Here is a 14,475-nt window from a genome sequence, read left to right on the forward strand (position 1 = left end):
GCGGAGGACGGCCGCACCGGGGTTCCCCCTGTCCGCACCGGCCCGACCCGCGTGTCCGGCCAGGTCGGGGCGGTCCGTCGGCGCGATCCTCTAGCCTTTGGCTGTGCGTATCGCGACATGGAATGTGAACAGTGCCCGGGCCAGGGCCGAGCGGATCGGCGACTGGCTGGACCGGAGCGACATCGACGTCCTCGCCATCCAGGAGACCAAGGCCCGCGACGACCAGTTCCCCGCGTCGGTCCTCACCGACCGCGGGTACGAGGTCGCCCACCACGGCCTCTCCCAGTGGAACGGGGTCGCGATCGCCTCGCGCGTGGGGTTGGAGGACGTCCGGATCGGCTTCCCCGGCCAGCCGGGCTACGGCGACCCCGAGGAGCGTGAGGCCCGCGCCATCGCGGCCACCTGCGGCGGCGTCCAGGTATGGAGCCTGTACGTGCCCAACGGCCGGGAGATCGACCACCCGCACTACGCGTACAAGCTGCGCTGGCTGGAGGCCCTGCGCGAGGCGGGCGCCGCGCGCCTGGCCGAGGACCCCGAGGCCCAGATCGCCTACGTCGGTGACTTCAACATCGCCCCGCAGGACGACGACGTGTGGGACATGGCCGCCTTCGAGGGGCTCACCCACGTCACCGAACCCGAGCGCACCGCCTTCACCGAGCTGGTCGGCGCCGGGTTCTCCGAGGTCGTGCGCGAGTACACGCCCGGCCCCGGCGTCTACACCTACTGGGACTACAAGGGGTTGTCCTTCCCCAAGCGCAAGGGCATGCGCATCGACTTCGTGCTCGCCTCGCCCGCGCTGAGGGCCCGGGTGACCGGTGCGAGCATCGACCGTGAGGAGCGCAAGGGCAAGGGCGCCTCCGACCACGCCCCCGTCATCGTCGCCCTCGACGGTGCGGACAGCCAGCCGGTCGACCGGCCCAAGAAGTGACCTGGGGAATGAACAGAGAAGTGGGTAACGAAGTGAGCGCCGTGCCGCGCGTCGCCGTCCTCGGCAGCGTCAACATGGACCTGGTGGCCTACGTGGACACGGTCCCGGGTGGCGGCGAGACCGTCACCGGCACGGACTTCCGGCAGGTCCCCGGAGGCAAGGGCGCCAACCAGGCGGTCGCGGCCGCGCGCGCCGGGGCCGAGGTGGCCTTCCTCGGGGCGGTCGGAGACGACGCCTTCGGTGCCCAACTGCGCGCCAACCTGGTGTCCAGCGGGATCGACACCTCCGGTCTGCGCACCGTCCCGGGGGTGTCCGGGGTGGCGCACATCGCCGTGGACGGCGGTGGCGGCAACCGGATCATCGTGGTGCCGGGCGCCAACGCCGAGGCCGGGGCGGTCGACGGAGACGAGGCGCGGGTGGCCGGCGCCGCCGCGCTGCTGCTCCAGCTGGAGCTGCCGATGGAGGCCGTGGTCGCCGGGGCGCGGCTGGGCCGGGGCCTGGGCGTGCCGGTCTACCTGACGCCCGCGCCAGCGCGGGAGCTCCCGGACGAGCTCCTGGCCAACGTGGACGTGCTCGTGCCCAACCAGCACGAGGCCGCCGCCATCACCGGGCACACCGAACCGCGCGCCGCGCTGGCGGCGCTGCTGGAGAGGGTGCCCGAGGTGCTGTTGACCCTGGGCGAGGACGGCTCGCTGTTCGGGCGTCGGGGCGAGGAGCCGGTGCACGTTCCGGCGCGTCGGGTGGAGGCCGTGGACACCACGGCGGCCGGTGACACGTTCTGCGGCTCGTTCGCGGTGGCCCGGGCCGAGGGCCGGTCGGCGCGGGAGGCGATGGAGTTCGCCGCGGCCGCCGCCGCGATCTCCGTGGGACGGCACGGAGCCAGTTCGTCGATGGCCTCGCGGGACGAGGTGGAGGCCCTGATCAGGGGCTGAGTGCGGTGCCGCTCCGGTGTCCGGGCCCGGCTCGGGTGCCGGACGGCAGCGGACGGGATCGGGCGCGCGCCCTGGCCACGGGGGTCAGGGGGTGTGCCCGATCTGCTTGAGGAACGGCGCGGGGTCCTGGTCCTGGAGGCGGACCTCCAGCACGATGTCCACGGTGTCCCCGACCAGGCGGCCGCCCCAGGGCACGGGCCCGCCGTCGCCGACCCCGAAGTCGGACAGGCTGATCTGGGTCGTGGCGGAGAAGAAGTGGCCGTACGTGTCGTCGGGCGAGGCGTAGTCGGGGGCCTCGCCCACCCACTCGCCGTTGAGGACGACGGGGAGCGCCGTGCCGTGGATGGCGAGGTCGCCGTGCAGGCGGAAGGAGTTCCGCTTCCTGCCGGGCTCCAGGCGGGTGGAGGTGAAGCGGATCTCCGGGTGCCGCTCCACGTCGAGGAAGTCGGCGGAGCGCAGGTGCGCGTCGCGGGCGTTGACGCCGGTGTTGACGCTGTCCGACTCGATCACGACCTCCACCGAGGAACGAGCAGGGTCCTCCGCCACGCGGACCTGCCCGTCGGCCTTGCCGAAGGTGCCCTGGACCCGGCCGAAGCGCAGGTAGTGGGCGACGAAGATCAGGCTGGAGTGCAGCGGGTCGAGGTGCCAGGTACCGGGGCCCGGGCCGAACTCGGGGGTGGATGTCATGGGCGTTAACTCCCTTTGTGTCCGGTATGAGACATTCGTCCACATACTGTAGGTCCGACGCCCGACCAGAACCCCTGGTTCGCCTCTGACCTGCGGCGAGACTTTCGACTCGCCCCGACCGGGAGCCCCCTTGGGGCGGAGAGCCGCACACACGAAGGGAGGGCCGGAGCCCGTGGCCCCGACCCTCCCGACGTACACGCGCCGACGCGCTACATGTGCTCGGGCGACTCCACGCCGAGCAGGTCCAGCCCCTGGACCAGCACGCGCAGCGCCACGGACACCAGCGCCAGCCGCGACTCGCGCTCGGCGTCGGTCCGGGCCGTCAGCACGGGGCAGTGCTCGTAGAACGCGGTGAGCGTCTGCGCCAGCTCGAACAGGTACGTGGACAGCCGGTGCGGCTGGAGGTGGTCGCCCACCTGCTCCACCACGGCCCCGAAGCCCAGCAGCTTCAGCGCGAGGTCCCGCTCGGAGCCCTCGGAGACGGTGATCCGCCCGTCGACGGACCGGGGGTCCACCCCGCCCTTGCGGAAGATGGAGCGGATCCGGGCCTGCGCGTACTGGATGTACGGGCCGGTGTTCCCGGTCAGCGCCAGCATGCGGTCGAAGTCGAACACGTACTCGGTGTCGTGCGAGACCGACAGGTCCGCGTACTTCACCGCGCCGATGCCGACCTTGCGGGCGATCTCCGCCTGGCTCTCGGCGTCCAGGTCGGGGCGGTTCTCCGCGACCACGGCCGCCGCCCGCTCGATCGCCTCGTCCAGCAGCTGCACGAGCCGGACCGGGGCGCCGCTGCGGGTGCGCAGGATCTTGCCGTCCGGGCCCAGCACGTTGCCGATCTGCACGTGCGTGGTCTCGACGCTCTCCGGCAGCCATCCGGCCGCGCGGGCGGTGGCCCACACCATCTTGAAGTGCATGGCCTGCGGGGCGCCGACCACGTACAGGATGCGGTCGGCCTTGAGGTCGTCCACCCGGTACCGGACGGTCGCCAGGTCCGTGGTGGCGTAGCCGTAGCCGCCGTCGCTCTTGCGGACGATCAGCGGGACCGGCTTGTCCTCGCGGCCGGTGAAGCCTTCGAGGAACACGCACAGGGCGCCGTCGCTGATCTCCGCGATGCCCTTGGACTCCAGCTCGTCGCACACGTCCGCGAGCATCGCGTTGTAGCTGCTCTCACCGGCGAGGTGCTCGTCGGTGAGGGTGACGCCCAGCTTGGCGTAGACCTTGTTGAAGTAGACCCGGGACAGGCCCACCAGCTCGCGCCACAGGCGCAGCGTCTCCTCGTCCCCGCTCTGGAGGGCGACCACCCGGCGGCGCGCGCGGGCGGCGAAGTCGTCCGCGCCCTCGCCGGAGGAGTCGAACTTGGTCCGGGCCGCCTGGTAGAAGGCGTTGGGGTCCGTGGTGAGGAGGTCGGCCTCCTCGGAGTCCTCCCCGGCCTCCAGCAGGTGCTCGATGAGCATGCCGAAGGGGGTGCCCCAGTCACCGATGTGGTTCTGCCGGATGACGTTGTGGCCCAGGAACTCCAGGGTGCGGGCCAGGGAGTCGCCCACCACCGTGGTGCGCAGGTGGCCGACGTGCATCTCCTTGGCCACGTTGGGCGCGGAGTAGTCGACCGGGATGTTCAGGCGCTCCTGGACCGGAACGCCCACGCGCGGGTCGTCGAGGAGCTGGCGCGCCTGGTCCGCGATCCAGTCCTCGCGCAGCGTGAGGTTGATGAAGCCCGGCCCGCTGACCTCGATGTCTCTGCACACGTCAGCGACGTCGAGGTGCTCCATGATCGCCGCGGAGACCTCGCGGGGCTTGCGGCCCAGGCGCTTGGCGAGCGCGAGTGCGGCGTTCGCCTGGTAGTCAGCGAACTGGGACGGGCGGACGACGGGATCGGTGTCGGCGTACTCGGGGCCGAAGGCGGCGCCGAGGGCGGACTGGACCCGTCGCGAGAGTACTTCCTGCGGGTCGGCCATGCCCCTAAGACTACCGACCGCCTATCCCCTTCCCGACAGGTTTCAAACGGTCCTCCCGGACGCCGATTCGCCGGGGCTCCGCCGGATACGCTCCCCTCCATGAGCGAAGCGTGGAACCCCGACACCCCCGGCGTGCTGAGACTGCCCTCCGGCCGCCTGGTCCGTGGCAGGGGCCTCGGTTACCCGCTGCCGCAGGGTCCGACACCGGGGTTCGGGGTCTACCTGCTGGAGCACGAGCCGCCGACCTTCCTGTGGTCCGCCCGCTGGGTGCGCTGGCCGGACTTCGGACTGCCCGCCGAGGACGAGGACGCCCTCGCGGGGTTCCGCGAGGCCCTGGAGCGCGCCGACGGGGAACGGGTGGAGCTGGCCTGCCTGGGCGGGCGGGGCCGGACCGGGACCGCGCTCTCCTGCCTCGCGGTGCTGGACGGGGTGCCCGCCGACGAGGCCGTGTCCTTCGTACGCGAGCACTACTCCCCGCACGCGGTGGAGACCCCCGAGCAGGAGGCCTACGTGCGGGCCTTCGGAGCCTCCCGGGACTGAACGGCTCCGGGGCTGAACGAGTCCCGGGACCGGACCGGGCGCGGCCGCCCGGATCCGGGTCAGCGCTCCTCGGAGCGGCGGTGGAGCCAGTGCGGGGAGCGCTGGGGCACCCGGCGGCGGATCTGGTCACCGATCCGCCCGCCCGCCAGGTCGTGGGCGAGCCGACAGGCCTGCGCGATGCCCTCCGGGTGGCTGTCCCCGTGCGCGATGACCACGGTGCCGTTCAGGCCCAGCAGGGCGGCGCCGCCGTAGGTCTCGCTGTCGAACCGCTCCCGCAGCCTGCGCAGGGCGCCGCGCTGGAGCACCGCCCCGGCCTTGGCCATGGTGGAGGAGGTGAGGGCGTCCTTGACGGCGTTCATCGTGAAGGCGGCGGTCCCCTCGATGGTCTTGAGCGCCACGTTGCCGGTGTGGCCGTCGGTGACCACCACGTCCACCCTGCCGAGCATCAGGTCGTGGCCCTCGATGTTGCCCCGGAAGTCCATGGACTCGGATCCCTCGGCGGCCAGTAGTTCGCTGGCCCTGCGGATCAGCTTGTTGCCCTTGCCCGGCTCGGAACCGATGTTGAGCACGCCGACGCGGGGCCGCTCCACCCCGAAGGCGGTCTGCGCGTAGGCGCACCCCAGGTGCGCGAACTGGACCAGCATCTCGGGCTTGGCGTCGGCGTTGGCCCCGGCGTCCACCATGATCGTCGGCACCGGTCCGGTCGGCAGGGTCACGGCCAGGGCCGGTCGCAGCACCCCGGGCTGGGTTCGCAGCCGCACCGTGGAGGTGGCCACGATCCCGCCGGTCGAACCCGCCGAGACCAGGGCGTCGGCGTCGCCCCGCCGGATCAGCCGACACGCCACCGCGGCGCTGGAGCGGGGCCGGCGCCAGCTGGCCAGGGCCCCCTCGTCCATGGCGAGGTTGTCCTCGGCGTGCACCACCGGGACGTCGCGCAGGGCGCCCTCCTCGGCGAGCTGGGCGGCGATCTCGGTCCGGCGCCCCACGAGCAGGACCCGCAGGCCCAGCTCACGGACGGCCCTGACGGCGCCGCGCACGACCTCCCCGGGGGCGTTGTCGCCGCCCATGGCGTCCACCGCGATGATGGGCGGTGACGTACGCGGTACCGGTGCGTCCGCGTCGGGTGTGCCAGTCACAGCTTCCTCACACGGTCGGTTGGTGCTGGTGGGCGGGTGGGCGTGCCGTCCGCGCAGCTCGGCGCCGTTTCACGGCACGGGTGACCGCGCCCTTTCGGGGCCGCACGGGGTGATGTGGTGACACGTTATCGGGTCGCTCCGCCGCTGCCTACGGACGGTACGTTCGTGCGGTCATGCGAGGATACTTCCTGTATGTCCAGGTCAGGGCTGGATATTACGCAGAGTGGGTACAAAGCCCCTAGACGGGGTATATCCGCTCGCTGGCTGGTCCGCCGGAAACACTCTGGTCACAGCCGATAACTGATTTTTCATCCCCAGGTGGTTCCCCGGTACCCGTATGCCGGAGCCACCGGCTCAGGGCTGCCCTGCTCCATGAGGGCGGGCCCCTGTCCAACCGCAGGAGAGGAGAGGCGTGAGCGTAACGCCAGACGTGGCACAGTCCGCGTCCGCCGGACGTCGGTTTCGTGCCTACACGACGAAACACCTTGACGAGCTCACGGCGAGAGCCGGTCTCGCGGCTGACGAGCAGCTCGCGGTCAAAGCGGTCGCGCACGTGCTGCCGTTCCGCGTCAACAGCTACGTCATCGACGAGCTGATCGACTGGGACGCCGCTCCCGACGATCCGATCTACCGCCTGGTCTTCCCGCAGGCCGACATGCTGCCCGCGGACGACGTCTCCAGGATCGCGGACCTCATCAGTTCCGGCGCTGGCCGCAAGGAGCTCAACGAGGCCGCCAACGGCGTCCGCGCCAAGCTGAACCCGCACCCCGCCGGGCAGATGGACCTCAACGTGCCCACCACGGGCAACGAGGAGCCCATCCCGGGTATCCAGCACAAGTACAAGGAGACGGTCCTCTTCTTCCCGAAGCAGGGCCAGACCTGTCACGCGTACTGCACCTACTGCTTCCGGTGGGCGCAGTTCGTCGGTGACGCCGACCTCAAGTTCGCGTCCGGCGAGATCGACCAGATGGTCGACTACGTGCGCTCGCACCCCGAGGTCACCAGCGTCCTGTTCACCGGCGGCGACCCGATGATCATGGGTGAGGGGGTCATCTCCCGCTACATCGAGCCGCTGCTGGAGATCGAGCACCTGGAGGCCATCCGGATCGGGACCAAGGCGCTGGCCTACTGGCCGCAGCGCTTCACGACCGACCCGGACGCGGACGACACGCTCCGCCTGTTCGAGAAGGTCGTGGCCTCGGGCAAGAACCTCGCGTTCATGGCCCACTTCTCGCACCCGAACGAGATGAAGTCCGAGCTCGTGCAGGAGGCCGTGCGCCGCATCCGCGCCACGGGGGCGGTCATCCGCACCCAGGCCCCGCTGATCCGCACGATCAACGACTCCTCGGCCACGTGGGAGGACATGTGGCGGACGCACCTGCGCCACGGCATGGTGCCCTACTACATGTTCGTCGAGCGTGACACCGGCCCGCAGGACTACTTCGCGGTGCCGCTGGCCGAGGCCTACGACATCTTCCGGGGCGCGTACCAGAAGGTCTCGGGCCTCGCCCGGACCGTGCGCGGCCCGTCGATGTCCGCGACCCCGGGCAAGGTCTGTGTGGACGGCGTGACGGAGATCATGGGAGAGAAGGTCTTCGTCCTGCACTTCATCCAGGCGCGCGACCCGGAACTGGTCGGCCAGCCCTTCTTCGCCAAGTACGACGAGAAGGCCGCCTGGCTGTTCGACCTCAAGCCCGCCCTCGGAGCCACCCACTTCCCGTGGGAGAACGCCCCGGTCGGCGCCAACGGCCTGGTCGACCCGACCCGCCTCTAGCGGCGGGGCCCGTTCGGACGGGCGCTGGAGAACAGCGGAGCCCGGCACCCTGGTGGGTGCCGGGCTCCGTCCGTGTCCGCGTCGTGGACGGAAGGAGGCCGCCGTGGGACGGGTGTGTCGACCACGGGGCCGACGACGCGGACACGGGTCCCGGGATGGTCTGTGGTGGGGGATGAGGGCCCCGGGCGCCGTGGTTCGGAAGGGTGCGGTGCGTCGGGTCCGGCACCGCTCGGGTCAGTCGAGGAGGGCGTCGAAGTCGCCGGTCTTGGCGCCCCGGACGAAGGCCCTGATCTCGGCTGGCGTGTACACCAGCGCGGGACCCTGGGGATCACGGGAGTTGCGTACGGCGATGTCACCGCCGGGCAGGGTCGCGACCTCCACGCAGTTGCCGTCCGGGTTGCTCCAACTGCTCTTGGTCCATGCGACCTCCAACCGGTCCGCGGGGACGCCGTTGTAGATCGGTTGCATCCTCAACCTCCTGGAAGTTCGGGGACTGGTGAGCGGGGTGTCCGCGGACGGCTCCGGCACGCCGTGACCGTCGGACCCGACCACCCGGGCACCGTCCGTCCTGTCCAGGGACGGGCGGTTTATTGGCGGGTGATCCCTTTGTCCCCATACGAGGCCAAAGCGTAGTCCATGCACGTGCATCGGTGATTGCATCCGTAATCAACCCCCGATCGGTGCACGGCGATGGCATCGAAGGAACCGCATGTCAGGACTAACGTGCCGGAGGCGCAGAAGGTTCGGTGTTCCGGGATTGTTTCCCAGTCGTGGCCGAAGGCGGACACGAAAGCGACCCCGTGGGTACGCAGGGCGTTCACGGGGTCGCGGGGGGTGCGGGTCCGGGGCGCGGGGGATCGGGGGGGACGGGGCGGGCCGGTCGCGGTGGCTGTGCGCGGGCGGCGCCCGGCGGACCGGCCCGTCCTAACCCCCGTAGCGCTTGAGGAAGTCCTGGAGGAGGTCCGGGGTCTGGCCCGGGAGGGGAGCCTGGGTGGCCAGGTGGTCCATGGTCTGCGCGTAGCGGCTGGTGTCGTCGAACTTGTCGAAGTACAGGGCGCTGCTCAGCTGCTCCAGGTAGACCACGTCCGGCAGCTGCGGCGTGGGGAACCGCAGGATGCTGAACGGGCCGCCCGCGGCCGGGTGGCCGCCCATGGCGAACGTGGCGATCTGGATGGTGATGTTGGGGCGGCTGGCCATCTCCAACAGGTGCTCGACCTGCTCCCGCATGACCTCGGGGTCACCGAAGGGACGGTGCAGCACCGCCTCGTCGATGACCGCCCACAGGCGCGGCGGATCGCCCTCGGCGGACGTGAAACGCCGTTGCCGATGCATGCGCATGTTCACACGGCTGTTGACGTCCTCCTCGGAGGTGGCCGTGCGCGAGAGCCGGATCACCGCGCGGGCGTAGGCCTCCGTCTGGAGCAGTCCGGGCACGAACTGGACCTCGAAGGTACGGATGACCGACGCGGCCTCCTCCAGGCCCACGTAGACGCCGAACCACTGCGGCAGCACGTCGCCGTACTTGTGCCACCAACCCTGGGCGTTGGCGCTGGAGATCATCCCGACCAGCGCCTCGCGCTGCTCCGGCTCCCGCACTCCGTACAGTTTCAGCAGGTCGTCGACGTCGCGGTGCTTGAAGCTGACCTGGCCGAGCTCCATCCGGCTGATCTTGGCGTGGGACGCCCGGATGGCGTACCCGGCGTCCTCCCGGGAAATGCCCTTCTCCTGGCGCAAGCGCCGCAGCTGGGTGCCGAGCAGAATGCGCAGCACGGTGGGACCACCACTGGAATTGGCCAGGAAATCCTGTGTGACCTGGTGGTTCGGCGTTGGGTCTGCTACCACTTCGCCTCCCTATGGAGTGGTATTGGCGGGAGCGACCGCTCAGTATACCGATGTCGTTCTTCCGGGACAGGGGCGTCGAGCGCCGATTCGAACCCCAGTGAAGGGTACCGGCGAGAATCCCGGAAGACGGGCGGACGAATTCTTCGTGAGGGGGCCTACCGAAAGGGGGAGGGCTTCCTATAGTGTTGCCGAACGTTGCGCTGCACGTGCATCTGTGGTTTGCGTATGTAAGGAACACGTATGCCGGAGCAGAGCGCGGCGCAGGCCGGACGCGCGAACCGACATCATCCGTGAGGACCGTGATGAACACAGAGCTGGTGCCTTCGGAGCTGCACGCCGGGGCATCCTGGGGTCCGCACTCCCGGGCGCGCACGCCCGAGACGACCCGGGGCGGGTGGTGGGACCCGTCGCTCGGCCGACTGGGCATCGGGGAGAGCACCCGCGCCCCCGGTGGCGCTGCGGCCTGCTACGGCGCGGTACCGGACTCGGTCCGGTCGGCGCGGGAGTTCGGCGCCGACAACCTGTCCGCGTGGGGGCTCTCGCGGCTGGCCGAGGACCTCCGGCTCGTCATCTCCGAACTGGTCGGCAACGCGTGCCGTCACGCGGTCTCCGACGACCTCCCCGAGCACACCCGGGTCACCCTCCAGCTGCGGCCGTTCCCCCGGGACGGCGCCGTGGTCTGCATGGTCGCGGACCCCAACCCGCGCGGACCGGTCCGGGTCGAGGCGCACCATTTCGCCGAGTCGGGGCGCGGGCTCGGGCTGGTGGCCGCATTCAGTCGCGAATGGGGTTGGAATCCCGTGGACGGTCACGGAAAGATCGTCTGGGCGATTTGCGGTTCTGATCCGTTCTGACGGTCCGTCGATTTCCTCGGGAAACGGGCGGTGACCGCGTTCCGGGACAGCTGTGGAGTCCGCCGGTCCGAGTAGGCTGTCAAGGCATGTCGGCATTTGACCGACGGCGGCACAGACCCCACCGGCCCCGAACACGGGAGTAAGGCGTGGCCGTACTGGATCCGGACCAGGAGCGCTTCCGCTGCGACGGCATGTCCGTCGTCCACCTCAAGGGCGAGATCGACATCGCCACGGCCGAGGGCGTGTACGCCCGGCTGGCCTCCTCCGTGGTCGAGAACTGTACCGTCGTGGACCTCTCCGAGGTGGCCTTCATCGACGCCTCCGGGGTCAACGCCCTGGTCGGCGCCCTGCGGATCGCCGCCGGCTCCCAGCGCCACCTGCTGGTCGCGAGCCCGCCCCGCCAGCTGAGCCGCATCCTGGACGTCCTGGACCTGCACGGGGTGCTGCCCACCCACGCCGACGTCGTGGCGGCCCGGGCCAGCCACACGGCCCACGCCCTGCACTGACCACGAGAACGGGGCGCGCCGCCGGGGGAGGACCCCCGTGCGACGCGCCCCGCACGTGTCACGACCTACTCCACGGTCACGCTCTTGGCGAGGTTGCGGGGCTGGTCCACGTCGTTGCCCTTGGCCAGGGCGAGCTCGCACGCGAACACCTGCATGGGGATCGTCGCGACGATCGGCTGGAGCAGGGTCGGCACCGCCGGGATCTCGATGAGCGAGTCCGAGTACGGACGCACCGACTCGTCGCCCTCCTCGGCGATCACGATGGTGCGGGCGCCGCGGGCGCGCACCTCCTGGATGTTCGAGACGATCTTGTCGTGCAGCACGCTGCGCCCCTTGGGCGAGGGCACCACGACGACCACCGGCAGGCCGTCCTCGATGAGCGCGATCGAGCCGTGCTTGAGCTCACCGGCGGCGAACGCCTCGGCGTGCATGTACGCCAGCTCCTTGAGCTTGAGCGCGCCCTCCATCGCCACGGGGAAGCCCACGTGGCGGCCCAGGAACAGGACGGTCTTCTCGTCGGCCAGGGAGCGGGCCAGTTCACGGACCGGCTCCACCGAGTCCAGGACCCGCTCGATCTGCTCCGGCATGGTGGCCAGCTGCGCGATCACGGCGTTGATCTCGTCACCGAACTTCATCCCGCGCACCTGGGCCAGGTACAGGCCGATCAGGTAGCAGGCGGCCAGCTGGGTGAGGAAGGTCTTGGTGGCGGCCACCCCGACCTCCGGACCGGCGTGCGTGTACAGCACGCCGTCGGACTCACGCGGGATGGTGGAGCCGTTGACGTTGCAGATCGCCAGCACGCGGGCGCGCTGCTCGCGGGCGTAGCGGACCGCCATCAGGGTGTCCATGCTCTCGCCGGACTGCGAGATGGCGATGACCAGGGTCTGCTGGTCCAGGATCGGGTCGCGGTAGCGGAACTCGCTGGCGACCTCCACCTCGCAGGGGATCCGGCACCAGTGCTCGATCGCGTACTTGGCGATCAGGCCCGCGTGATAGGACGTGCCGCACGCGATGATGACGATCTTCTCGACCGACCGCAGCTCGGCGGGGGTCAGCCGCATCTCGTCCAGGGTGAGCTGGCCGTCGACCGAGACCCGGCCCAGGAGGGTGTCCGCGACAGCCTTGGGCTGCTCGACGATCTCCTTGAGCATGAAGTAGTCGTAGCCGTCCTTCTCCGCCGCCGAGGCGTCCCAGTCCACGTGGTACTCGCGCACGTCCACGGGGTTGCCCTCGTAGTCGGTGACGAGCACGGAGTCGGCGCGCAGCTCCACGACCTGGTCCTGGCCGAGCTCGACCGCCTCGCGGGTGTGGGCGATGAACGCCGCCACGTCGCTGGCCAGGAAGTTCTCGCCCTCGCCGCGACCGACGACGAGCGGGGAGTTGCGGCGCGCCGCGACGACCAGGTCGGGGTCGTCGGTGGAGACGGCCACCAGCGTGAAGGCGCCCTCCAGGCGCTTGCACACCTCGCGCATGGCCCCGGGCAGGTCACCGTCGCCGCGCCGCTCCAGCTCCTTGCTGAGCAGGTGGGAGGAGACCTCGGTGTCGGTCTCGGACAGGAACTTGCAGCCCTGCTCCTCCAGCTCGGCCCGGAGGGCGGCGAAGTTCTCGATGATGCCGTTGTGGACGACGGCCACCCGGTTGTCGTTGTCGACGTGGGGGTGGGCGTTCACGTCGTTGGGCGCACCGTGCGTGGCCCAACGGGTGTGACCGATCCCGGCGCCCTCACCGGAGACAGGGTGTTCCTCCAGGGCCTGGCGCAGGTTGGCGAGCTTGCCCGCCCGCTTCTCGGAGCGCAGGGTTCCCTCACCCAGCACAGCGACACCCGCGGAGTCATATCCGCGGTACTCCAACCTCGCGAGGCCGTTCACGACGACCTCAAGCGCCGGTTGCGGCCCGACGTAGCCAACGATTCCGCACATGGGCGCCAGCGTAGGCCAAAAGATGTCCGGAATCGACCAACCAGTGGTACATACCAATAGTCATTTTCCCAGGTGGCGGTATAGACCATTTGGTGTATCCGAGGTGGACCACGCAGGTGGGAGGGTAGGGGAGGGCGCCGAGTGGAACCGGTTCCTCCCCGACGAACCCACCCAAAAAACCTCGCGTGTCGCCCGCGTGTACGTGTGGTGTCCCGCACGTTCCCGTCCCGCGTCGGACAATCGGGGGACCGGCTGCCCGGAGTGGGGGAGCGCCTCGTCTAAGGTGGTCAACCGTGTCTCACGCGACGAAGAACGGCATCTCCTCGCCGTACGTGGAACTGGACCGAGCGGCCTGGGCCGCACTCCGGGCCTCCACGCCCCTGTCCCTGACCGAGGCCGACCTCAGCGACCTGCGAGGTACCAACGACCCCACCTCCCTCGACGAGGTCCGCGACATCTACCTGCCGCTCTCCCGTCTGCTCAACCTCTACGTGGGCGCGACGCAGCAGCGGCACGCCGCGGTGCGCGCCTTCCTCGGGGAGTCGGACCGGCCGTCGCCGTTCATCATCGGCGTGGCGGGCAGCGTCGCCGTGGGCAAGTCCACCACGGCGCGCCTGCTGCGCTCCCTGCTCGCCCAGTGGCCCAACCACCCCGACGTCGAGCTCGTCAGCACGGACAACTTCCTCCACCCGAACTCGGTCCTCCAGTCGCGCGGGCTCATGCGCCGCAAGGGGTTCCCGGAGAGCTACGACCGGCGCGCGCTGGTCCGGTTCGTGTCGGAGATGAAGGCCGGAGCCGACCGCCTCGACATCCCCGTCTACTCCCACCTGCACTACGACGTCGTGCCCGGTGAGCGCCAGACCGTGCACCGCCCCGACATCCTCATCGTCGAGGGCATCAACGTGCTCCAGCCCGCGACCGCGGGACGGCTGGCGGTCGCTGACTTCTTCGACTACTCCATCTACGTCGACGCCAAGGTGGACAACGTCCGCAGCTGGTACCTGGAACGGTTCCGGGAGCTGCGGCGCACCGCCTTCTCCGACCCCCGCTCCTACTTCCACCACATGGCCACCACCATCGAGGAGGCCCAGGCGCTGGAGTTCGCCGCCAACACCTGGGAGACCATCAACGAGGTCAACCTCGTGGAGAACATCCGCCCGACCCGGGGGCGGGCCACCCTCGTGCTGTTCAAGGGCGACGACCACCGCGTCAGCCGGGTGCGCCTGCGCAAGACCTGAGCGCGTTCCGCGTCTCCCCCGGCCGTCTCCCCGGCCGTCTCCGCGGTCGGGGAGGCCGACGCGCGTTCGGCGGGGGCGGGGCCGCATGCGGCCACAGGGGTCTCGACGACACCCGGGCCCTCCGCACCGAGTCGGGGCGGGGTCCTCGGGGCGCGGGGGTCCTC

General features: G+C 70.5%; 13 protein-coding genes. 7 read left to right on the plus strand and 6 right to left on the minus strand.

What is annotated here, in order from left to right:
* The first annotated feature begins 103 nt into the window (after positions 1-103).
* Positions 104-928: an exodeoxyribonuclease III gene (locus tag AC0VYL_RS03020; RefSeq protein ID WP_475458892.1), complete on the plus strand. Its 825-nt coding sequence runs from the start codon at positions 104-106 to the stop codon at positions 926-928.
* A gap of 8 nt (positions 929-936) precedes the next feature.
* Positions 937-1,860 (plus strand): ribokinase, encoded by a 924-nt coding sequence (locus AC0VYL_RS03025; RefSeq protein WP_475482258.1) that lies wholly within the window; start codon positions 937-939, stop codon positions 1,858-1,860.
* 84 nt (positions 1,861-1,944) lie between these two features.
* Here the strand turns inward: AC0VYL_RS03025 and AC0VYL_RS03030 are convergent, their stop codons facing one another.
* Both AC0VYL_RS03030 and argS read right to left on the minus strand, forming a co-directional pair.
* Positions 1,945-2,547 (minus strand): YceI family protein, encoded by a 603-nt coding sequence (locus AC0VYL_RS03030; protein WP_475482259.1) that lies wholly within the window; start codon positions 2,545-2,547, stop codon positions 1,945-1,947.
* A gap of 209 nt (positions 2,548-2,756) precedes the next feature.
* Positions 2,757-4,502, minus strand: a complete 1,746-nt coding sequence (gene argS / locus AC0VYL_RS03035; protein WP_475482260.1) for an arginine--tRNA ligase — start codon at positions 4,500-4,502, stop codon at positions 2,757-2,759.
* Positions 4,503-4,601: 99 nt separating this feature from the next.
* Here argS and AC0VYL_RS03040 point away from each other — a divergent pair, with 99 nt between their 5' ends.
* Positions 4,602-5,042 (plus strand): protein-tyrosine phosphatase family protein, encoded by a 441-nt coding sequence (locus AC0VYL_RS03040; RefSeq protein WP_475482261.1) that lies wholly within the window; start codon positions 4,602-4,604, stop codon positions 5,040-5,042.
* 59 nt (positions 5,043-5,101) lie between these two features.
* Here the strand turns inward: AC0VYL_RS03040 and plsX are convergent, their stop codons facing one another.
* Positions 5,102-6,178 carry a phosphate acyltransferase PlsX gene (gene plsX / locus AC0VYL_RS03045; protein ID WP_475458903.1) on the minus strand — a complete coding sequence of 359 codons (1,077 nt, stop codon included), beginning with the start codon at positions 6,176-6,178 and terminating at the stop codon, positions 5,102-5,104.
* A gap of 430 nt (positions 6,179-6,608) precedes the next feature.
* On the opposite strand from plsX, the gene AC0VYL_RS03050 reads away from it, so the two are divergent.
* Complete coding sequence (locus tag AC0VYL_RS03050) at positions 6,609-7,952, plus strand: KamA family radical SAM protein (protein ID WP_475462919.1); 1,344 nt, start codon at positions 6,609-6,611, stop codon at positions 7,950-7,952.
* Positions 7,953-8,186: 234 nt separating this feature from the next.
* Here AC0VYL_RS03050 and AC0VYL_RS03055 read toward each other — a convergent pair whose 3' ends face one another.
* Positions 8,187-8,420: a DUF397 domain-containing protein gene (locus AC0VYL_RS03055; RefSeq protein WP_475458926.1), complete on the minus strand. Its 234-nt coding sequence runs from the start codon at positions 8,418-8,420 to the stop codon at positions 8,187-8,189.
* Between the two features lie 456 nt (positions 8,421-8,876).
* Positions 8,877-9,722, minus strand: a complete 846-nt coding sequence (locus tag AC0VYL_RS03060; RefSeq protein WP_475482262.1) for a helix-turn-helix domain-containing protein — start codon at positions 9,720-9,722, stop codon at positions 8,877-8,879.
* Positions 9,723-10,096: 374 nt separating this feature from the next.
* On the opposite strand from AC0VYL_RS03060, the gene AC0VYL_RS03065 reads away from it, so the two are divergent.
* Complete coding sequence (locus AC0VYL_RS03065) at positions 10,097-10,648, plus strand: ATP-binding protein (protein WP_475482263.1); 552 nt, start codon at positions 10,097-10,099, stop codon at positions 10,646-10,648.
* A gap of 146 nt (positions 10,649-10,794) precedes the next feature.
* A complete protein-coding gene (locus AC0VYL_RS03070) occupies positions 10,795-11,154 on the plus strand; it encodes an STAS domain-containing protein (RefSeq protein ID WP_475458933.1) in 360 nt (119 codons plus the stop codon).
* Positions 11,155-11,219: 65 nt separating this feature from the next.
* On the opposite strand, the gene glmS is transcribed toward AC0VYL_RS03070, so the two are convergent.
* The gene (glmS, locus tag AC0VYL_RS03075; RefSeq protein WP_475458935.1) at positions 11,220-13,073 is read right to left on the minus strand and encodes a glutamine--fructose-6-phosphate transaminase (isomerizing); all 1,854 of its coding nucleotides are present in this window, start codon (positions 13,071-13,073) and stop codon (positions 11,220-11,222) included.
* A gap of 332 nt (positions 13,074-13,405) precedes the next feature.
* On the opposite strand from glmS, the gene coaA reads away from it, so the two are divergent.
* The gene (coaA, locus tag AC0VYL_RS03080; RefSeq protein WP_475462921.1) at positions 13,406-14,311 is read left to right on the plus strand and encodes a type I pantothenate kinase; all 906 of its coding nucleotides are present in this window, start codon (positions 13,406-13,408) and stop codon (positions 14,309-14,311) included.
* Positions 14,312-14,475 lie beyond the last annotated feature (164 nt).

The sequence above is a fragment of the Nocardiopsis sp. iso_238 genome (genome assembly GCF_056173325.1).

Coding starts and splice junctions, on each gene's coding strand:
- argS (WP_475482260.1), bottom strand. CDS start 4,502: ATGGCCGACCCGCAGGAAGTACTCTCGCGACGGGTCCAGTCCGCCCTC.
- AC0VYL_RS03030 (WP_475482259.1), bottom strand. CDS start 2,547: ATGACATCCACCCCCGAGTTCGGCCCGGGCCCCGGTACCTGGCACCTC.
- glmS (WP_475458935.1), bottom strand. CDS start 13,073: ATGTGCGGAATCGTTGGCTACGTCGGGCCGCAACCGGCGCTTGAGGTC.
- AC0VYL_RS03055 (WP_475458926.1), bottom strand. CDS start 8,420: ATGCAACCGATCTACAACGGCGTCCCCGCGGACCGGTTGGAGGTCGCA.
- AC0VYL_RS03065 (WP_475482263.1), top strand. CDS start 10,097: ATGAACACAGAGCTGGTGCCTTCGGAGCTGCACGCCGGGGCATCCTGG.
- AC0VYL_RS03025 (WP_475482258.1), top strand. CDS start 937: ATGAACAGAGAAGTGGGTAACGAAGTGAGCGCCGTGCCGCGCGTCGCC.
- AC0VYL_RS03040 (WP_475482261.1), top strand. CDS start 4,602: ATGAGCGAAGCGTGGAACCCCGACACCCCCGGCGTGCTGAGACTGCCC.